The sequence below is a fragment of the Microcystis sp. M53603_WE2 genome (assembly GCF_030065435.1).
Map to the genome: position 1 here is coordinate 1 of NZ_JASJFF010000549.1, position 20,717 is coordinate 20,717.

The 20,717-nt window shown below is 45.8% G+C and carries 11 protein-coding genes and 4 pseudogenes; 5 read left to right on the forward strand and 10 right to left on the reverse strand.

Annotated elements, in window-relative coordinates; genetic code table 11:
* Positions 1 to 56 precede the first annotated feature (56 nt).
* Both PX481_RS11375 and PX481_RS11380 read right to left on the reverse strand, forming a co-directional pair.
* Positions 57 to 221 (reverse strand): annotated as a pseudogene (locus PX481_RS11375) (phosphoribulokinase); the annotation flags it as partial.
* A gap of 323 nt (positions 222 to 544) precedes the next feature.
* Positions 545 to 2,178: pseudogene (locus PX481_RS11380) on the reverse strand (IS5 family transposase).
* A gap of 400 nt (positions 2,179 to 2,578) precedes the next feature.
* On the opposite strand from PX481_RS11380, the pseudogene PX481_RS11385 reads away from it, so the two are divergent.
* Positions 2,579 to 2,697, forward strand: a pseudogene (locus PX481_RS11385) (IS1 family transposase); the annotation flags it as partial.
* 195 nt (positions 2,698 to 2,892) lie between these two features.
* On the opposite strand, the gene PX481_RS11390 reads toward PX481_RS11385, so the two are convergent.
* Together PX481_RS11390 and PX481_RS11395 are read right to left on the reverse strand one after the other, a co-directional pair.
* A complete protein-coding gene (locus PX481_RS11390; protein ID WP_223213026.1) occupies positions 2,893 to 3,912 on the reverse strand; it encodes an extracellular catalytic domain type 1 short-chain-length polyhydroxyalkanoate depolymerase in 1,020 nt (339 codons plus the stop codon).
* A 216-nt stretch (positions 3,913 to 4,128) separates the two neighbouring features.
* Positions 4,129 to 5,088 carry a sulfotransferase family protein gene (locus PX481_RS11395; protein ID WP_002760567.1) on the reverse strand — a complete coding sequence of 320 codons (960 nt, stop codon included), beginning with the start codon at positions 5,086 to 5,088 and terminating at the stop codon, positions 4,129 to 4,131.
* A 182-nt stretch (positions 5,089 to 5,270) separates the two neighbouring features.
* Between PX481_RS11395 and PX481_RS11400 the strand changes: the two genes are divergently transcribed.
* Complete coding sequence (locus tag PX481_RS11400) at positions 5,271 to 6,638, forward strand: hypothetical protein (protein WP_223213025.1); 1,368 nt, start codon at positions 5,271 to 5,273, stop codon at positions 6,636 to 6,638.
* Positions 6,639 to 6,708: 70 nt separating this feature from the next.
* Here PX481_RS11400 and PX481_RS11405 read toward each other — a convergent pair whose 3' ends face one another.
* From PX481_RS11405 to PX481_RS11430, 6 genes are all read right to left on the reverse strand, one after another.
* Positions 6,709 to 7,482: an SDR family oxidoreductase gene (locus tag PX481_RS11405; RefSeq protein WP_002760564.1), complete on the reverse strand. Its 774-nt coding sequence runs from the start codon at positions 7,480 to 7,482 to the stop codon at positions 6,709 to 6,711.
* 31 nt (positions 7,483 to 7,513) lie between these two features.
* On the reverse strand, positions 7,514 to 8,272 hold the full coding sequence (locus PX481_RS11410; RefSeq protein ID WP_002751234.1) for an SDR family oxidoreductase: 759 nt from the start codon (positions 8,270 to 8,272) through the stop codon (positions 7,514 to 7,516).
* Between the two features lie 67 nt (positions 8,273 to 8,339).
* Entirely contained in the window at positions 8,340 to 9,224 is an 885-nt protein-coding gene (locus PX481_RS11415; RefSeq protein ID WP_002760563.1) for an alpha/beta fold hydrolase, read from the reverse strand.
* 111 nt (positions 9,225 to 9,335) lie between these two features.
* Positions 9,336 to 10,934 (reverse strand): alkaline phosphatase family protein, encoded by a 1,599-nt coding sequence (locus PX481_RS11420; protein WP_002760561.1) that lies wholly within the window; start codon positions 10,932 to 10,934, stop codon positions 9,336 to 9,338.
* Between the two features lie 69 nt (positions 10,935 to 11,003).
* The gene (locus tag PX481_RS11425) at positions 11,004 to 11,306 is read right to left on the reverse strand and encodes an acyl carrier protein (RefSeq protein ID WP_002751229.1); all 303 of its coding nucleotides are present in this window, start codon (positions 11,304 to 11,306) and stop codon (positions 11,004 to 11,006) included.
* A gap of 98 nt (positions 11,307 to 11,404) precedes the next feature.
* Complete coding sequence (locus PX481_RS11430; protein ID WP_288094604.1) at positions 11,405 to 15,988, reverse strand: type I polyketide synthase; 4,584 nt, start codon at positions 15,986 to 15,988, stop codon at positions 11,405 to 11,407.
* 539 nt (positions 15,989 to 16,527) lie between these two features.
* Here PX481_RS11430 and PX481_RS11435 point away from each other — a divergent pair.
* The 3 genes and pseudogenes from PX481_RS11435 to PX481_RS11445 all read left to right on the forward strand — a co-directional run bounded on the left by PX481_RS11435 (position 16,528) and on the right by PX481_RS11445 (position 20,475).
* Positions 16,528 to 16,732, forward strand: a pseudogene (locus PX481_RS11435) (hypothetical protein).
* A gap of 224 nt (positions 16,733 to 16,956) precedes the next feature.
* Positions 16,957 to 19,371 carry an HlyD family secretion protein gene (locus PX481_RS11440; protein WP_223213024.1) on the forward strand — a complete coding sequence of 805 codons (2,415 nt, stop codon included), beginning with the start codon at positions 16,957 to 16,959 and terminating at the stop codon, positions 19,369 to 19,371.
* A gap of 72 nt (positions 19,372 to 19,443) precedes the next feature.
* Positions 19,444 to 20,475, forward strand: coding sequence for an extracellular catalytic domain type 1 short-chain-length polyhydroxyalkanoate depolymerase (locus PX481_RS11445; protein ID WP_223213023.1), 1,032 nt, complete (start codon positions 19,444 to 19,446; stop codon positions 20,473 to 20,475).
* Positions 20,476 to 20,717 lie beyond the last annotated feature (242 nt).

The following is a 20,717-nucleotide window of genomic DNA, read 5'->3' on the forward strand; positions in this document are numbered from 1 at the left end:
AGAGCGACTAACACTTGGAATAAACCCGTACCATTGGTGGGACCGGGATAATCCTAGTGTCTGAGCAGTAATACCGTCATTTCACCGTAGTATTTAGTGCCGGTTTTGCTCAAATGGCTTTCGATGTAGATCATTTATTCCAGGTTATCGAATTGACCATCTAGTTCCAGAATCGACACTTCATTTCCCAAGAAGCCATCTGGACCATAGTAGAGTTTAAGGTAATGATTCGTTAGTAGTGCCGTAGCCCTCTTGCTTACCTGGTATGAATTGTGTAAAATATTTATTAATAAAAATAATTGGAACCCGATCAGTCTTTAAACCTCTAGCTTGATCATGACTTTTCTGATAAATATCTTTGGCGTTGCTGATTTGAGATATGAATCTTCTTTTGTGGTATTTTTAAAACCTAGACCCAAACTAACTTTTGGATGGGTGCAAGGTTGTCATTCATAGCTTGATTCAGCAACGCCGGAAAAGAAACTGGTCAAACTAATCCTATTGAAAGATTAAATAGGGTTTGCTGAAAAAGTCGCTCAAAGAATTATGCTATTGAGTGCCAATAATTTGTCGCCCAAGTGATAAGTTTTACTTGAGTAAAATCACTTTTAACATAATTTTTATTAAAGCGTTGCCGACATCTTAGTTCTTTTGTTCGCCCAGAAATCAAGAAAAACAAAAAAAGCCCAAAAAACTGCCGAAGCAGTCGGGAAAGATTGACAACCAAAAAGGTAATAGCAATGGACGTTTCTGAAGTTTCAGGTAGTTTTGTCATGCACAGATTTAAACCAAATCTTCTCTTAGCTTGTCCGAATTTCCCTTCTATTGCATTGCGAAAACTCTCGTCCTCTTGTGCTTGTTTTTTTAGTCCAGCGCTTCGATTCTTCGGTGGTCTTCCCAAGGGTAATCCACTTAATCTTATCCCTCTTTCCTTGCACCATGCCAAGTTTTCTCTGGTTCGATAAATTTTATCGACATGAACGGATTGCTGGCTAACAACCATAAGTCTCTTTAAAGTTTTCTACTTGCGCTTTCAAATCTTGAGATTCATTAAAGTTTTCCCAAGACAACCGGTGTAAAAATACATAATTATCTACACAAGACACCGAGAGCTTTGCCCCAAATTCCGTCGGTTTTCCGGCTTTGCCTCTCACAATAGGACGTACATGAGGTTGACTTAAACTGACAATTCTCTGGTCAACCCTTGTTTTTTTCTCTGACCACATCTCCCGTTGTTGACGAGAGACTTCTTCAATGACTAATAGCATTTTATAGCAATTCCCATAGTTGTGAGGTACAGAGTCTTAGGTTTTGAGGAGTCAGGAGTCAGGAGTTAAGATTTTGGTGTACCTCATAAGATTGGGAAACGCTATATATTGTCTTTTACTTAAACAAGTTAAGGAGGCTCCTAATTCAATTAGTTGGTCTATATAACCTAAGTTTCTTTGAATATATCCCAGTTGTTGACCAATGGCTTTCCGTCTTTCTTTTTGAGAGGGACGACGTTTTTTAGCGACTTTTAAATAGTTTTTTCTCGCTATTTTTCGGGAAGTTCTTGGTTTCTTAGTTAACTTGTCTTTGACTTCCCTGTAGAGACAATCTAGGATTTTTTCCGTTCCTTGACGAGCTTGATTGAATAGGTCTAAATCTGTGGGATACTTAATATCAGCGGGCGCACAAGTCGCATCTAATATTAATTTTCCTGCATTGGGCCGCTCACTTTCTTCTCCTCGCTCTTCTCTTCTAGCATCAGATTCTTTGTCCTCGAGAATTTCTCGGCCTTTTTTCACCATTTCTTGGTTAATCTTGTTAAGGAGATTTAACTTAATTCTTTTCCGAAAATATACCATCATTGAGGCATCAAATGGAGCTTCTGTTTAATAGTTTGTTAGCCAAATAAAGTATTGTAGGTAAGGGGTTTCCCTAATTTGTTCGACGGTTTCTCTATCACTTATTCCTAATCTTTCTTGAATAATTAATGCGGACATTGCTACCCTAAATGGTAAGGCGGGCGCACCCTTGTTTTCGCAGAAGCTTTTTGCGTACTCTTCTTCAAATTTTTCCCAGGGAATTAAGTTGGCCATAATAACCCAACGGTTTTCATCTGATAGTTTTCCGCTCCTCGGGCAGTTCAAATGATTCGGGTTCTGATGGAGTTGCGGTCGAGATCCGATACATCTGTACTGAATGAAAACAAGTGCTTGGCTTTTAGTGTATTTTACCTTTTTTTGGGCCTTTTTTCTCGACTTTATTGAGTCGAAACCTTTTTCCTATCGGCATTTCAGGCTTTTTCAGCCAGCCCTAAATAGGGTTTGCTGAATATTACTGTAAGCCTTGCTAGAAAACGGTTTAGGGACTTTTTTAGTCAAAAAAGTGCAAGAGACAAACGTTGAGAAATCGATCCGAGGGACTCAAAACCCTTGCACTTTCGCTCTTCGATCTCGAAGGGAGCCGCTTCCAGACGTGCGAGGTCATTCTGTTATTCCGACTTCCCCTCCCGACTCCCGACTCCCGACTCCTGACTCCTGACGACCGGCTACTGACTCCTAACCCCACCAATAAACTTTTTCAGCCAACCCTAAATAATACCTTTCGACAAAGGATTTCTCGGCTGGTGAGAGAGAGTCTATCTTTCTCTAAAAAAATGGAGAATCACGTTGGGGAACCCTTTGGTATTTTATCCATGACTACAATGCACAGCAAAGCAAAGGATTAAGCCGCCATCACTACTACCGAATCACCCCCCCTATGACAAGGGGTTTATCGGAGAGGAGCCGTGTGAGGTGAAAACTCTCAGGCACGGTTTTGAAGACAAGTCGGAAAGGCGACTTTCCAGCTTAGTTTTAACAATTGGCACAAGCTTTTAGCCTACTTGTCGCCCCCACAGGTAAATCACAGAGAATATTTCTGTAAAAATTGCCAGATAACTTCACTAGCGTTAATATCTTGGCTGGTATTACCAACCAATCTCTGGCGTGCGCGATTCCCTCGTGTGTTTCCCCTAGAATCGTTTCCCAGAAGTGCATCTGTCTGTCCGCCGGGCCAGCCGTGACCTCCACCTTCTATCTGATAAAGCACTACCGGCGCACCACTCTTGCAATTAAAGTATCCAATTTTAACTACTTCCGTCCCGTCCGCTTGCGTATCAGGAAGTCGCACCTCTTGGTTCCTGGTGGAGCAGCCATTGCGGCTTCTCCAAAAAGCTACTGTTTGTGGCACCGAAAGAATCTGAGCGTTTGCGCCAATTTCCATCGTTCCCCCCGCCCAAGGTACAAGTTTATCCTCGGTGCCATTGATCATCAGAATGGGAATTGCTCTTTTGGGTTTACACCTTGATACCATCGGTTGCGGAAGTGTTGCTGCTACAGAAGCGACAGCGGCTAATTGCTCGGACATTTCACAAGCTAACCTTTGGGTGAAAAATCCCCCATTAGAACCGCCAGTAGCGTAGATTCTCTTTTGATCAATATTTCTGGTTTTAGATAAGTGTTTGATTAGCACTTTCATAAAAGAAACATCATCAATCGAATCATTGGCTGGCAAATGGCGACCGTCACTCCACTGACCATAAGCACCCCGATCAAGACCATTAGGATAGGCGACAATAAAGCCCTCACGCTCGGCTATCTTATTAAAACCAGTTTTGACCGCCATACTATTACCTTGACTGACACCCCCGTGAAACGCTAAGAGCAAGGGCATCGGCTTATTCGCTTGATAGGAACGGGGAATATAGAGGTAATAACTCCTTTCTTGGTTTTGCTGCACCAGTTTTTCTAAAATTAGACCGTCTTGGCCAGAAAATTGCTCGGATCTTCCTCGCCTCATCTGAGGAGTTCGCCTTCTCTGGGCAATTGATTGAGTCAGGAAGTTATTCTCTGGAGTGAGAATGTCATAAAGATTGACTGACACAGTATTAAAGGCGACAATTAGGCTTGCAAGATAAATCTCGATCATCACTCAAAATTAAATCCTTTTTTGGTAATATAGCAGAACCCATCGCTATCAGCAGCCCCAAAGAGGAAATCGTTGTCCAGTCGGCCAAGCCAAAGAGGAGGTCATTGCCCACTATTGCGGTAAGCGATTGTCTGGCTGGGATATTATTCCTAGGCAAGTCCTTTAGGGCTTTCAATCATATCCTAAAAACTGAGCCATTTCGACCACTTTTGGACTGAATCCTTTGCCATCTGAACGCCAAGGTAAAGGTCCTTCTAACTTGGGTAAGGTAATATTTTTGGGTCGGAAAACCGGGTTCTGTAAAAAGTTAGGATCGTTACCAAATTGCGCTCCCAAAGGGCCAGGGGAAGAAAAAGGGGAGTCTTCTGGATGTAACATCGCTTCAAAGGCTCCTTCATTCCAAGACAAGCCTAACCAGCGACAGATTTTCTCAAAGTAAAGAGGGGGATTGCCCAACAAATCTTCTCCCCGCAGCCGCATTTGTTTTTCGGGTGGTATAGATTCCAAGAATTCCATAATTCTGCTCTGCATCCGATACCAGAGAAATTGATAGTCAATCACAGCAGTTTTTTGGCTGGGATCTAGAGTGTTAAGCATAGTTGGGTTAGGAGTTTTAGGCGCTCCGAAAATAGCTTTTTTCGGGGCTTTGCCGATGCGAACCTCCGGTACCAGTTTCATGACCGATTCTCCTTGTCCTCGCGGATGGCGGACGAGATGGAGGTAGTATGAATCAGGGAAAGTCTTGGGAATTCTTTGAAGATTTTCAATAAATAGAGAATAAGCGGGAGACTTATCGACAATGCACAGGGGTTGAACTTTCTCACACAGTTCGAGATAAACTTCTCCTCCAGTCTTATGGGAACGTTGCATGAGCCAGCGATGAGCCATTTTAATGGCAGGGAAACTCTGTTCTCCAGCATAGAGTTGGGCAATAGTGCGTAAAAGTCCGTGGGTTTTTCGAGCCTGTCCTTCATCTTTCAGGCGCTGGAGAATATCTTCGATTGTATCAGCATAAAAAAGATTGATTTCTGGGACTCCATAGGTTTCTGGGTGCTGCCCTAACATGGCGCTGGTTAGAGAAGTAAACGAACGGGGAGAAGCCAGAATAAATAAGGGTGGGGTGGCCGACATGAGTAAATTTAGGAGTTATAATAATATTCCTTAACTTTGTCACTTATTGTATCCCAAATATGGTTACTTCGCCTAGACAGCGACCCTTTGACCCTTCCCCTCCTGCAGGACTGAAATTTCCCAATTTCTCGAAGATCTGCGAAAATGGTTTCGGCGATGGACACAATACTCACGCCCACTCTATGGCGTGGTTTAAAGATCATTTATTTGTGGGTACAACCCGCTCTCTGCTCTGTGCTCTCAAATTGCATCGCTGCATTGAAGAATGGGGGCTTGAGGTCTGGCCAATTGAATGTCCCGATGATGTGGAGGGCTTATATGAGCAAGTAGATCGACGCTCCCAAATCTGGCGTTACAATCCCGTGACCAAAGAATGGCGATATGTTTACCAATCTCCAATGGTAGTGGGCAGTGAGGGGGGAATGGTGCCGAGGGAGATGGGCTACCGCCACATGATGGTTTTCCAGGGAGAATCCGATTCCCAGCCCGCCCTGTATGTGGCGAGTACCTGCCCTGGCCGAGCGCCTGGAGCTTTAATCTTACGGTCTGAAGATGGAGAGACTTTCCAGCCTGCTTCTGAATATGGTATTGTCGGCCTGCCGATCACCAGTATCAGGTTTTTAGTTCCCTTTCGTGGTAAGCTATATACTTCTCCCACTGGCTCTCGCAACAGTAAGCACAATACCTCAGACTACACCATTATTTACGAAAGCAGTGATCCTCTGGGAGGAAAATGGCTGCCCTGTAGCCTTAACGGTTTTGGTGATCCGACCAATGAAGCCGTGTTTGCTGTCTGTCCTTTTCGAGATCAGCTTTACGCCGGTACTTTCAATTGTACTGGGTTCCAAGTTTGGCGGAGTGACTGTCTGGGCCAACCCCCCTATAAGTGGGTAAAGGTGATTGACCAAGGAGCCTATCGCGGCCCGCTCAACCAGATTGCAGCCTGCATGATGGTTTTCAACGATGCCTTATATGTGGGGAGTGCGATTCAAAACTCTGGGTATGATATTATCAATCGCATCGGACCTGCACCTGGGGAATTGATCCGCATTTTTCCCGATGATAGTTGGGAGCTAGTGGTAGGTTCCCCCCGTCAGACTCCCCAAGGCGAAAAACGCCCTATTAGCTATCTACAACCAGGATTTGGCAATTTTTTTAATGGCTATTTTTGGCACATGGGAATTCATGACGGTTGGCTTTATTTAGGAACTTGTAATGGTAGTGTTATTCTCTCTTGGTTCGATCACACTAAACTGGAAGAGCGAGCGCGGCGCTATCTGGATAAAGTGGGACTAGAAAATCTCATCAAAAATCAAAGTGGGTTTGAATTGTGGCGAACTTATGACGGAGAAAACTGGCTGCCAGTGGAGCAGCACGGGTTTGGCAATCCCTACAATATTGGCTTGCGAAATTTAGTTTCGACTCCCCACGGATTTTTTGCGGGTACGGCCAATCCTTTTGCACCTAAAATCGCCGTGAGGGAAAATGGCAAGTGGGTCTATACTGACAACCCGCGAGGAGGGCTAGAAGTCTGGCTCGGTAGGCCGTAGTAACCTTTAACTTACTGTTAGCAGAAGTCCGCCGATTTATCGGCGGGAGTATCAATTTTAGGCCAGTCCGTTACTTAATCTTAGTACGTTTTTTGCGGCTCTTAAAAGCCATCAGGACGGGATTGAGCAAGAAAGTATCTCTAGGTAAACTCAGAAGATAGCTAATAAACTCAGCCACCCTTTCTGGAGGAAGAGCGTAAGTTGGTTTAGGCACACTTGGGCCATTTTGATTCCACAGAGGTGTATCAATAGCATCTGGTAAAATAGTCTGTACCCGCACTCCCCAAGCGGAAACTTCTTCCGACAGGGATTCAGACAGTCCGATAATGCCAAATTTGGAAGCGCAATAAGGGCCATCGAAGGGCCGACCTTGACGGCCAGAAACCGAAGAAATATTAATAATATCCCCTTGTTTCTGTTCAATCATAGCGGGGATAACGGCTCGATTGCTCAAAAAAGTCCCAGTTAAATTAGTTTCAATCACTGCCCGCCATTCCTCCAAAGAGGTTTGCCAGATTGTTTTCAAATCCTCTCCCACTCGCAGAATACCAGCGCAAGCAATGAGGTTGTCAATCCGCCCGAAATGAGCTACTGTCTTGCTGGCCATTGCCGCCATATCATTTTCATCACAGACACTAAGTACCAAGCTGAGAATTTGCTCTGGTGGAGCAATTGTAACTAATTCTTCGACGGCACTAGCCAATTTTTCTGGATTGATATCTACTAATACCACTTTATGGTGTTGGTTCAAGAGTCGCTTGGCACAGGCAAGACCAATGCCTCCACTAGCTCCTGTAATAATTGTGACTTGATCGGTTAAATTAGACCCTGTTTGCTGGCTCATAATTGAATCTTCTCCTTGACAATCCCCTCGATTATCTTTCTAAAACAGGAAGTAGGTGGGGGTGGACAATTACAGTATCGTCTTGCTGTTGAGTTAAATAAACAATAATTGCTGCCACATCTTCTACTGTGAGCAGTCCACCATAACGACGGGCTAACGCAGTTTTAGCAATCATGCCAGTTTCTACCAAACCAGGAAAGATTGCTTGCACACGAATACCATAGGGGCGCACCTCTTCAGCAAGGGATTCAGTTAATCCTACCACGCCAAACTTGGAGGCACAATAAGCGGGAGCGTAAGGTTCCCCCCTTAAGCCATAGGGTGTTGTTGACGAGCAAATATTCACAATCTGACCCGATGCTTGTGAGATCATGATCGGCAAAACGGCACGATTGCTTAAGAATATTCCTGTTAGGTTAACTTCCAAGAGATCGTGCCATTCATCTAAGGAAAGTTCAGTAGTCGGACGGGGCAGTGAACGGTCTGATCTGACTTTTTTCCCCAATCCAGCACTGGCAACAAGTAAGTCAATGTTACCAAAATGGGCGACTGCTTGGTTGACCATTTCCTCCATATCTGCTTCCTTCCTAACATCTAGTGCTAGTCCGAGATGGGAAGCTGGGGAAGGATTGCATTTATCATTGATTAAGTTGAGAGTCTGCTCAATGCGCTCAGGGTTGGTGCCGACGACGACAACAGAAAAGCCTTGCCCAGCAAGAGCTAAACAAGTCGCTCTACCAATGCCTCGACTGCCACCTGTAACAATTGCCACTTTCTGCTGATTAGACATGGACTGTTGGTTCCCAATTTTCTCAAGTCATGACGGAGATGCTGTTGTAGAAAAGCAGTAGTTATCACTATTTTTCTAAAGCTGGACTGACCAACAACTTTCTCTCTAAAAACCGATTGTCCTTCTGGCAAAAATTCAAGATCACTTGCACAAATTGATCGGGTTTAATCACGGGAAAAAAGTGTCCTACTTCTGGAATAATTACCTCCGAACAATTGGGAAGTAAGTTCTTTAACTGGGAGCAAGTCGGCAGACAGTGAGACTTCTCTCCATAAATTGCTAGAGTTGGTTGAATAATTTGTGACAATTTAGCCGTCGTTATTTCAGTTTCCTGCTCAAATTCTTGCTTGGCAGCAGTTGCCATCAATTTTTGCCATCGCTCCTTTCCTTTTCTGCCCATATCACGGTTTTTTAAGGAAGGTTTGGTCAGTTCATTGACAGTTGTATTCAACTGGTCGAGCAGGTGAAAATCAATAATCTGATCTTCTGACGGCAGGGGTGCTCCTTGTTCTAGAAGTTTTTGTCGCCAACTCTGCCAATGAGGCCAATCCCGCAGCCGCATCTTGGCTTGCAAGCATTGTAATTGAGTATCTGCTACTGTCAGAGACTTAACTTGCTGAGCATGGGAAATGCTATAAAGGAGAGCAACCCTCGCTCCAAAACTATGCCCGACAAGATGAACTTTTTCGACTTCGAGATACTCAAGCAGCACTCGCAGGTCTTGTACCATCCGAGTCAGAGTATAGCCAGAGTCAGATATTGTACTTTTGCCATGGCCTCTGAGGTCATAAATAATCACGCGGTAGTGCTGGGCCAGGGCAGAAGCGATACCGGGATACCAAAAAGCTAGGTTAGCTCCTAGCCCATGGATAAGCAATAAATCTTCCCCTTCTCCCAAGCACTGGTAGTTTAAGAATATCTGGTGAACTGGATCAACTTGAACTGTAGGCATTGTCTTTAAAGGGTAAAGTTGAGAAAGTTAGATTAGACATCTCCGGAAACTGGGATTTTAAATCGGTATCATAACGGTTATAACCCAATTCTGGGAGATGTTTAATCAGATTTATTCCATATAACCCAGTAACTGAAGTTGATGGAGAAGAGCCTCCTTTTCGGTCTCAGAAATTTCTGCTTCCTCTTCGTCACTTTCCTTCTCCCAACTGTCAGAGAAGTCTTGATAATTAATGGGACGAGCCTTAAGAACTTCAGGTTTGAGAACTTCTTGGGGAACTCTTCCTTCTAGATTAGTGGGAATTGGCAGTTGCAAGCAGTATAACAACAAAGGCGTAATATCGAGAATAGATAGAGGTTGTAAGTGTTGGCCGCTGACAAAATCAGGACCAGAACCGATGAAAATTCCAGCCGGACGGTGAGTTCCATCGGGTTTGACTCTAGGCCTGACCACCTCTGTGGATTTCAAAATGGAAACAAAGCCCCCATCCCGCAACCTGACAGTCATGTCAGGGGAATTTTCCGCTTCTGGTCTTCCAGCAAGTTTAGCTCGGTTTAAAGTGACTTCAAGAAAGATCGGTTCCCCGTCGGCTGGATTTCTGTAGTCAAGAAGTTGTCGCTGCAAGCTTTGGCAAAATTGCCGGTAATCTTCTTTTTTAACACCATGATTGAGAGGAGTCTCTTTCTTAATGTAAATTCCATTACTGCTAGGGGTAGGGCAATAGGCGATGGTCTTCTGCCAGTCAATCAGCATGAGATGATCTTTCATCCTGTCTGCTGTTAACTTGCCGTCCGTATCCGTCCGGGCTGTTTCCCCCCAAGTTAGGTATCCTTGGCGGGCCAGCCATTCATTGAGATACACAACTTCTGTTGTCGTGCCGAATCCATGGTCTGAGGTCAGAAGGACATTAGTTTCAGGTCCTGCCAACTGCACCAACTGCTCGATCATGCCGTCTAAATCTCGATAGTGCTGAATACAGAGTTCGCGAATTTGGCTCTCTTTTGGATCCGCATCAGTCCCCATCAGTGGTGGATACAGATAGCGCCAGAAAAAGTGTTGCAGCTTGTCGGGACTGTCCAAGACAATGGCAGTTAAATCCGTGGGATCGTTTGTCATCAGATAAGCGAGTAAATCAGCCCAAGTTTTCGTTCTCTGGGAATGAATGGCGATCCAATCTTCGTATTCTTCTTCTGGTATGCCTTGAATGGTTTTCTTTTCTTCCGTGATATCCATGCCTAAATGTTTGTAGTCAAAATTAGGCAAGTTTTTGATGGTATCAATTAGTTGAGAGGGGTGGGTGGCACTCCGTAAATGCTTCCAAGTGACGAAACCAGAGATGGAATAGCCGTCAAGAGGCGGGGGAGGAGCCATGCCAAAAAAGTTCAAAGCCGTTACTCGTTTGCCATAGCGATTGGCCATCGACCAGATTGTTTCACAGCGAACATTGCGGGAGTCATTGACCTTGAGAAAGATTTGTTCGCCAACCTGTTCAGGATACAAAAAATCATGGATACCGTGAGCATCAGGACTCATGCCAGTGATCATCGATACCCATCCTGGCGGGGTGAGGGGATTAGGGGTTGACATTAAATCTGCCCACACTCCCTGCTTGACAAATCGCTGCAAGAATGGCATAACACCATCCTCCATCAAAGGATTCAAGAGAGAGAAGGTCGCTCCATCGAGTCCAATCATCAAAACTTTATTCATAAAAATCCTCTTTCAAAGAATCCCACGCGTTTACCCGTGGGAGTATCAAGTTCCTATTAGTTGTTATAGTTATTGTAGATTTTTGTGCAGGAACTCAACAATCTCTTTCACTTCCAGTTCATCAACGTAGTCTCCATCCCTCATAAACAGTTGTTCAAAGGGTAATCCCTTGCGCTCAAAGTTCTTTTCTAGTGCTACTACCAACTGCACCACATCGATCGATTCAAAAGCCAAATCTTCCATTAGGCGAGTTTCTGTATCTATTTTGCCGCCATCCTCCAATTCCCAATCGGCCGTCATATTTTCTAAGACAGCAATTACTTGGGCTTCGATATCTTCTTGGCTAAAAATTAAACTTTGTTTCCCAGACATAAATTAATTAACCTCACTTTTCAAAAACAACAACTGAACAAGAATTAATGTTGTGTTTACATTATAGTCACTTAGCCGCTCTTGTCAAACGCTGCCTGTTAGTTTTCTTGATTATCAATACTTGGTTCAACCGCAGCGGCGACAAAAACGTTCTGATTCTGGCTGATTGAAACCTCAGGCACTACTCCCATCCTCTCCAGTGGAGGGCAGTACACTTGCAAGTTACCGCTCTCGGTGGGGAAGAGTTGCACGTCTAGGGGGCCCAGAGCCAAGTCAAATTTTTGCAAGGCAAACTGGCGAATAGTTTCCTTGGCCACCAAACTCCCTAAGAGCCACTGCTTACGATCGGAACCCTGCTCTGGTAAACTGTACCAAAATTCTCGCTCTGATTGGGTGAAAATCAGGTGAGCGATGATATATTTAATCACCCCTCCCAATTCGTCTAAAAAGTTGACGGGAACTAAGGTCAGCCGACGGGAGAGCATACCTACTTCCTCTTGCCAAGGCTCGGACCAGTAGGCCACTTGCGGCTCCCGGCGGAGTTGATGATACTCCAGAGGGACACGAATAAAGATTTCCAGTAATCCGAACACGCGAGCAATAACAAGGTCTTCGCTGTTGAGAAACTCAAAATTACCTTGAAGCTGTCGCTCGCCGTCAAAGCTTAACCAACCACGACAGGAGATGGGAGTTCCGGCAGGCAAGGGAGGAGCATATTGCTCGAAAACCCTAACACTGAAAGGAAAAGTATGAAAATTCACCCCAAAGAACTCCGAACCCCAGTAGGCCACTAACTGGGCGGCCGCATCCAAAAGTGGCGCATCAATCTGAAAGATGGGTCTGGCAATATCTCTAAAAAAATTATCGACGCGCATCACTTCTAGATCAGCTTCAATCCCTTGCTGGCTGACCTGGCGAATATGCTTGACCCCCTGGAGTCGCGGTCCGTGGAACATACCTTCCGTATAAAGTTGCTCGTCTGACCAGCGTGACGGTTGGGAGTCCTGCCACTGGCAAGGGGTTGCTGGTGGTGATGGATTTAGTTGAGAGGTGAGCCTGACATCACCCTCAAAGACTAAACGGCGCTCGCTGCCCCGCGACGGCTGAAACAGTTGGACGTGGACATCCCAAATATCTGGTGCTAATTGCTCTTGCAGTTGGGCAACGATGTCGAGAACCAAGTATCCCCGTTCCAGAGCCAGCCAGCGATAGCTACGCACGTTGTCAACCTGACTGACCCATTGCTGTCCATCACAGAGAAAGGCAGCAGCTTCTGCGATAATTTCCATGCTGACGGTGAAGGGAATCACGGGCAAGGGAAATTCCCTAGGCTGCCGATGGGACCAGGGGCCCCCTAGCATATGGTCATAAATGAAGTCATCCCAGTGGAGATCGAAATGTCGCCGGCAGTAGAGGTAGCCTTCGCCCTTCTCAATAATCTCCCCTAGGAAAGGCCAAGCCTCTGAAAAGCTGAGGGGAACAGATTCTACATCAACCCAAGGCAGACCAACCGCTTCTTGCTGCTGATGGGAGAATGGGTTTGTATAGAAACTGCTGATCGTCCTAGCTTGACTATTGAGGAATTCTTCCATCAAATCCAAGTGACTCAAGAAGACAGGAAGACGAATATCGGGGAAGCTGGCAGAGAAACTGGGGGAAGAAATCTGCTCTTGTAAAGGGGGCTTCTCTGGGGGGGAAACCGGCAAAGTTGAGGTTAGTTCAATATTCTCCTGGACTTGGCCCTCTCTACCCGTTGCCACTGGCGGCACAGAGGGGAACTTCTGCTCAAGGGTGTGGACAAAAGCTGATGTAAGTTTCATCTTGGGCATGGTCAAGTCCAAGAGCCTTTTCTGCCTACCGTTGCCTGCTGCTTCTAGAGAGGCAGTCTCTAGGTTTACTAGGTCCACTTGCCGGTATTGGTAGAGAGGAGCAAAATTGAGGGCGCGACCGTTGACAAATAACTGGGCTAACAGATGTTGAATTTGTTCGAGACTGGAACGACGTTGGCTGTTGCTTGCCAGAACCAAGCAGTCTTGCCCGGAGAGAATATCTCTAACGAAGTTGCTAAGGTTGCTACTAGGACCGACCTCGACAAAAGTTCTGACTCCCTGTTCATAGAGGTGGCCAATCGTTTCCCGGAAGCGCACCTGGCTCGACCACTGGCTCAGGGCCAATTCTCGAATTTCCGGTGGTGTTGGCGGGAAAGGACCCGCCGTAGCGCAAGTGTAGAGTTGGGTATGCCCTGGTCCAACGGTCAACCCCTGATAGTATTCCCTGAGAGCTTCTGCCACTTGGTTAAACAAGGGCGTATGGTAGGCACGATCAAAGGGCAGACGGGTACAGATTCCCCCTAATTCCCTGAGTTGATTGGCCGCTTGCTTGATGGCCTCTTCATTACCAAAGAGAACGGCTTGGTTAGGACAGTTGTCCATGGCTAGGTAGAGTTGCCCCGAAGATTGGGCGACCATCTCCGCCAAAATGGCAGTTTCGACAGCGCCAACAGTGAGCAGAGTCCCTCGGGGAATGCGGTCTTCTGCTGTCAAATCTAGGTAAATTTGGTTAAGTTCAAGAATTTTCTGCCCCATTTCTTGGCGGCTGGCCAGTTGGATAGTTCCAGATGCAATCAGGGCTGTATTTTCTCCCGTACTGTGACCAACCATCACGTCACACTGGATTTCCAGATCTTTGAGCAGTTCGTAGAGAGCCATACTAGCAGTAAAGACTGTCTCCGTTGCCAGATCTAGGTTATACAACTCTTTGGCTGCGAGGAGGCGTTGCTCCTCGCTCAAGCCTGTGGGCGGCGGAAAAATAAAGTAACTTGGCGGATAATTCCTATTTTTGCCAAATATATCATCTAAAAAGTCGAACCAAGCCCGCACTTTCGGGAAGTGGAGACAGAGATCTGAGAGCATATTGGGGTACTGAGATCCCTCTCCCGGAAATAGGAAAGCGGTTTTACCTACTTCGGCTTCTGGATGTACCTGAGCGTAGTAAATGCCACTGCGAGTCTGGAAACGAGTCCGTCCAGGTTCTGCTAGTTTTGACTTGGCCAGTTGGAGTTTGGCTTGTAAATCCGTCTTCTCGCTGGCAACTATAGCCAGACGGTGAGGGCTAGGATTACGGTTAGCTAGGGTATAAGCTAAGTCAGAAAGGAGCAGATTGGGGGATGACTGCAGCCGCCGCTCTACCTGTTCAACTAAATCAATGAGATTGGCTGTCTCCTCTCCCGAAAAAATGAACAATTCTGTGGGCCATGAACAGGGCAGCTTCCTCTCTGGGAGATCAGGGGAGCGATCGTATTCTTCCAAAATGGCGTGAGCATCGATGCCCCCAAAACCAAAGGCATCAATACCAGCACGACGGGGTTCTTTGCTCTGTCCGTTAATCCAAGGACGGGCTTCTGTATTGACGTAAAATGAAGTCTTTTCTTCCTCTAGACAGGGGTGAGGCTGCTGACAGAGGGTAGGAGGTAAGACTTTATAATAAAGAGCTAAAGCCATTTTAATCAGACTGGCGGCTCCGGAGGCGGGAATGCAGTGGCCGATCGCTGATTTAACCGAACCAATGGCCCGGTGGGGCATCTCCCCTTGACGTTGGCCAAAGATGTGGGTGAGGGACTTAATTTCTGTCCTATCTCCCAAGGGCATCCCCGTGCCGTGAGCTTCCACAAGAGTAACTGTGTCTGGATCAATGCCGCTATTCTCGTAAGCTCGCTGGATGGCCAGTACCTGCCCTTGCCAACGGGGAGCTAACAGTCCCAAACCTTTGCCATCGCTGGCAGTGCCAATACCTTGAATAACTGCGTAGATGCGATCGCCGTCTTTTTGGGCATCAGCTAGGCGTTTGAGCACTAAAATTCCCAAGCCCTCACTGAGAAGAGTTCCGTCGGCAGACTGGTCAAAAGGCTTGATGGTAGAACGGGAGAGGGCATCGAGTTGGCTGAAGACCATGTGAACCTGGGGTGGTGTAGAGGCTTGGACTCCCCCCGCCAGCATCATGTCGCAGCGACCGCTCAACAGTTCTTGGATTGCTAAATCAACGGCAATCAAAGAGGAAGCGCAAGCTCCATCCACTAAGTAGTTAGGACCCATTAAATCGAGGCGGTTGGCAATGCGTCCAGTCACCACATTAGGGACTAATCCAGGGGACATCTCGGCATTAAAGGGGGGCAAGCTGGCCTTTAGCTCTTGGCGGATCTGGCCCAAGGTTTGGGCATCGAGAGTGGGGACGATTTGCTGTAACAGTTCTATGGTTTGATCGGCGATCAGACCATGTTGGATGACCGTGCCAAAACCCCGATTGAAGTAAGTGCCGCGCCCCAAGATAATGCCAGCTTTTTCCCGGTTGAAAGGGCGATCGAGATAGTCGGCATCTTTCAAAGCATCCCGGGCAATTTTCAGGGAGAGAAAATGATCCGGATCGCCCCCCTCAATGGAGTTGGGCATAATGCCAAATTCTAGGGGATCGAATTCGGCGATATCATCAAGAAACCCCCCTTTACAGGTATATAATCCGCCATTATCATCGCAAGAATTGGCAGGATTCCAGTCATCGGGGGCTTCTCGAATGGCGCTGACCTTACTGAGAATATTTTGCCAGTAGGTAGCCAGATCCTTGGCGCCTGGGAACAGTCCAGCCATGCCAATAATCGCAATCTGAGCAGGTGAGTTTGCCGAATTCATCAGAAAAATTGGGTGGGAAACCCCGTGCTAGAAGCACGGCTTTACATTGACACTCTCACCGTCACAGCGTAGCTTGACGGGAGATTCTTGTTTCATCGGGTTTGTCTAGTCCCAAGTCATCTCTGTCTTGAAACCCCGTCCAGATTCCCCTCCACAAGCATCTGTTTTAAATCCACTGACTGCCCGGCAGCAGATAACAAAACTTGATTATGTTGCGATTCCTCATTTACAAACGATGTCGCCCTTGTTGTCAGGTATTTTACTTTGGTCAAGCTTTTTGTCTGGCGAGAACCACCAATTCGCCCATCTTGGCACACCTGGGTGCGTTGGCTTTTTTATTCTAACATCAGTTTTAATGAACGCTGTATTGATCGAGGGTGGACTATTGCCGCCCAGGTGCATCGGCGGCTTCGATGCTACGGTATAGATGTCTCCCGTGAGTCGGTTTTTATGTTTAGTCGTTCTCATAAAATGGTTCTCGACCTATCAGAGTTTATAGTTAACCATATAATATACTATGCGGCTCTTCGGTTTGTGTTATGCAATGGACGGGGGTTATAAGGGATGGAACCCTTATAGAGAAAGGCATTGCTTCGATTTTGGCCAATTGTTTTCTATCTAGAGCGAACTAATCAATTAAATCTCTTGCCAGATAAGGATTTAGTCGATTTATGCCCCCCTATCGAACCATACCAAGTCCCGAAGAGCCTAGTTAACCATACCATATACTATGCTTTAAAATAAATCTAGTATCATGTCTATAATTTTTTATTAATAGCTCTTCTATGCCTATGCCTCTCTCCAATTGCTTGCGTGAGGATTTGCTTGTCACCAGGAAAATAGATCGTCAAACCTCGGCCAAGCGTTATTTTATTCAAGATCCCATCTCTCAGGAAACTTTTGAATTCGGGGAAGAAGAATATTTTTTATGTCAACTTATGGATGGGGTGACATCTGTACCAGAAATCTTGGCTAGTTTTCAAGAACGCTTTAATATCAGTCTCACTGAAGAAGATTACCAGAATTTTGCTGGACAGATTGATAGTTTTGGACTACTAGAACCGCATCAAAACCAATTGCCATCCTCTCAATCCGAGGAAGGAAACGGTCACAAAAACTCCTCGCCAACCAAGAAAAAATCCAAGCAGCATTCGTTGCTTTTTATTTGGAAACATCCTAACCCTGATGCCGTTTTTACTAGCCTAGCCCGTTGGACTCACCCTTGCCACCGTTGGCTTAGATGGTCAACTTGGCTATTGCTGCCTCTTTTACCTATTGCTCTATTGACGTTTTGGAATAATAGGACGGTTTTATGGTACGACGTGGGGCGTTTTGTTGATGGCTTACCCTTTGTCCTAAGTTATTTAGTTGACATTTTAATCTTGAATTTATGCGGCCGTATTATTCAAGGGACGGTGTTTGCTGCCTATGGCGGTCGTTCCAGCGTGTTTGGCATGACCTTAGCTTTAGGATTCAAGCCTCACTTCCATGTGGATCTGAGAGATTATCAAAGCGTACCACGAAAGGCCCAACTCTGGATCTATGGGACTCCCTTGATCATGCGCCTTTTTATCTTTAGCTTTGGTATGATTTTTTGGTACGCACAGAGAAGTTCAGGAACAGCATTTCATATTTGGCTCCTCTTACTCGCCCATGCAGCTTTGGCAACTTTTGTGTTGATGGCTTGCCCTCTCTGGCCTCTCTATGGCTATTATTTCTTGATCGCTTTTTTCCGACTGCCTGATAACTTTATGTCTCAGTCTTTCAGAGCGTGGGGGATGGTGATCAAGGGGCGGAATCTGCCTAGTTTTTTATCGACGAGAGAAAAATTGATGCTTGCCGGGTTTGGTCTGGGGAGTATCTTATTTTGTTTACTGATGATCTATTTGATCGTTACCAATTTTGCCAAAGGTCTATACACACTTTTTCCAGAAATTTTTGGGGCTGAATCAGCGATAATTATCGTCTCCGTCCTGGTATTCATCGGTTTTCGCAAACAGGTTTCTCGCTTGTTCTTCAGGGGACGGAATTCCCAAGGTACGAGTGGGCTTCCTTCTAACTTGACAGAAGAGACTAAGAACTCAAAAAAGCCCTCAAGTCGCTCTCGCCAGGGCTTTCAGCCTTGGCTGAAGAAAAATCTGAAATTTTTTATCCTAGCTGGTTTGGTAACGCTGCTTTTTCTGCCTTATCGGACTATGCCAGGAGGTCCCCTGCAATTGCTCACTCCCGCCGAGGTGGCTATTCAGGCTGAAGTTGATGGTAAAAGCAAAATTACTCGCGTCATGTTCCCAGGGGGTAACGAGCAATTAATCCGCAAAGGAACGGTCATTGCCCAGATGGAAGATGTCGATATTGAAGATACGATAGAGACGCTGCAATCTCAAATCGAAAAAGCGCTAGGCGATGTCAAAATTAAGCAATCTTATCTAGCTAAACTTTTAGCCACGCCAAGAAAGGAAGATGTGGAAGTAGCCCGCAATCAGGTAAAGATAGCTCGAGAAGAAGTAGATAAAGCTAAGAAAGAGGTAGCAGTGGACAAGCAAAATTTAGAGGTAATCAAGAAGCAAATAGAAAGCGCGCTCACCCAAGCTGATTTTTATTTCCGTGAGGCTTCTCGCCTGGAAGAAGGTTACAAAGAGGGAGCAATTGCCCTAAATCTTGTAGAAGATGCCCAAAGGAACGCTCAAACCAAGAAAATTGAAGCGGAAGAAAAGCGCCAGGCTTTGTTACAACAGCAACAAGTAATCGAACAAGCACGCAGCCAGCTAGCAAGCAAGCAAAGAGTTTTGGAGACAAGTGAATCTCAGCTCAAGTTACTGTTAGCCGGTCCCTACCCCGACGAGATTGAAGCGGCTCGGCAGGATGTGGAAGTGGCTCGTGCCGAGCTAGAACGCTTAAGGAAACAAGAGCAGCAAGAGCGAGATAAACTCAAACTCACCACCTTAGTCATGCCCTTGGATGGTTATCTAGTAACTCCTTATCTGGACACCAAAGTGGGTAGCTATTTGGATCAAGGAGAGACCTTTGCGACAGCGCAAGATGCTACCAAGATCTTGGCAGAAGTGCAAGTTCCAGAGTACGATGTCGGACAATTTTCGATTGGTAAGAAGGTTCAAATCAAACTCAATGCCTATCCCACGGAAACCATTATGGGGAAAGTTGTCTCCATTACCCCCTCGGCTGACAACAGCACAACAACAGGCGATTTGTCTTCAGAACCAGTTGTGAAGGTTTTGGTGGAAATTCCTTATGAAAAACACCTTTTTAAGACTGGGATGACGGGCTATGCTAAGATTGAAGGGCCGATGAAACCCTTCATTGTCGCTTTTTCCAGTCCAATTGTGCGTTTCTTCCAGATCGAAATTTGGTCTTGGCTTCCTTAAACCCAATCACTCCCTTATAATGTTGACAATTTGCTTAAAATGAAAATTGGAAAGCTCAGGCGAATGACAAGCATGATTTTTCTTTTATGTCTGCTTACTCTCTTATTTTTGACCGCTTGTTATGCCAGCCAGCCACAACCCCAAGAAAGTTTAAAGGAACAGTTACTATCGCAGACAATGAGAAGAAGAAGGAGAGTTAATCTCAATCAAGATATGGTCTTGAGAACTCTATACAATCAAGGGTTAGAAAGAAGTTACTATCTTTACACTCCTGGTTCTTATACTAGGGACAGACCTATGCCACTGTTGTTAGCTTTTCACGGTGGTGTTGGTCAGGGGGATACCATGGCGGCGAAAACTGGCTTTAACGATTTAGCTGATAGAGAAGATTTTCTCGTTGTCTATCCTAACGGCATTGACTTAGGTGCTATTGGGGGGCAATGGAATGACGGACGCAACACCCCTGAGGTTCACCCAGAAATTGACGATGTTGCTTTCGTTCGGGCTGTGATTGAAGACGTAGAAAAATTGAGGAATGTTGACAGAAAAAGAATCTATGTTACTGGGGGTTCCAATGGAGGGTTTTTTGCCCAAAGATTAGGATGCGAAATGGCTAACCAAATTGCTGCGATCGCCTCTGTCAGTTCGACGATGGCAAAATCCCTCGAATCTAGATGTCGGCCCCAAAGACCTATTCCCGTACTTATGATCAATGGCACTGAGGATAGACTTGTCCCTTGGGTAGGAGGAGAAATGACAGTGGGTGCCAGAGGAGAAATCCTTTCAGTTCCTGAGACGGTGGCATTTTGGCGCAAAAATAATGGCTGCTCGGCAACGCCAAAAGAGGAAAAACTTCCTGACACGGAGCATGATGGGACTAAAGTGGTATCTTACCAGTATTCAGGTTGTCATCAAAATGCCACCGTCATGCTCTATCGCATTGAGGGAGGAGGTCATGGTTGGCCTGGAGGGCGAATCATGAGACGAGCTAACCAAAACGATTTTAGCAATCGAGACCATGAAAATCTAGTGGGCAAGAACAGTCAGGCAATCAATGCTAGTGAAGTGGTCTGGAAATTTTTGCAACAGTTTACTTTGCCTTGAACGAATGCGCTTTTCGGCGTTGCTGCATTCGATCCCACATTCCGCACCCTAAGTGTCACAACGTCTCAAAAGAGGAAGATGCCTGAGTCAAAATACTTATCTAGAGGAGTGAGTTGGCGGCAAGCTGCCACCAACTAAGCCGAAAATTTCAGGGTTCCCCCGGTCATTCTCAATAAACAGTGCTTGTTGAGAATGACTGGGCAATCAGACTTAACATCTAGGGGGAGATGTTCCAGTTGCTC

Excerpts from the sequence above, each read along its gene's own strand:
- PX481_RS11395 (WP_002760567.1), bottom strand. The coding sequence starts at position 5,088 with ATGTCGGCCACCCCACCCTTATTTATTCTGGCTTCTCCCCGTTCGTTT.
- PX481_RS11400 (WP_223213025.1), top strand. The coding sequence starts at position 5,271 with ATGGCGTGGTTTAAAGATCATTTATTTGTGGGTACAACCCGCTCTCTG.
- PX481_RS11405 (WP_002760564.1), bottom strand. The coding sequence starts at position 7,482 with ATGAGCCAGCAAACAGGGTCTAATTTAACCGATCAAGTCACAATTATT.
- PX481_RS11410 (WP_002751234.1), bottom strand. The coding sequence starts at position 8,272 with ATGTCTAATCAGCAGAAAGTGGCAATTGTTACAGGTGGCAGTCGAGGC.
- PX481_RS11415 (WP_002760563.1), bottom strand. The coding sequence starts at position 9,224 with ATGCCTACAGTTCAAGTTGATCCAGTTCACCAGATATTCTTAAACTAC.
- PX481_RS11420 (WP_002760561.1), bottom strand. The coding sequence starts at position 10,934 with ATGAATAAAGTTTTGATGATTGGACTCGATGGAGCGACCTTCTCTCTC.
- PX481_RS11425 (WP_002751229.1), bottom strand. The coding sequence starts at position 11,306 with ATGTCTGGGAAACAAAGTTTAATTTTTAGCCAAGAAGATATCGAAGCC.
- PX481_RS11430 (WP_288094604.1), bottom strand. The coding sequence starts at position 15,988 with ATGAATTCGGCAAACTCACCTGCTCAGATTGCGATTATTGGCATGGCT.
- PX481_RS11445 (WP_223213023.1), top strand. The coding sequence starts at position 19,444 with ATGATTTTTCTTTTATGTCTGCTTACTCTCTTATTTTTGACCGCTTGT.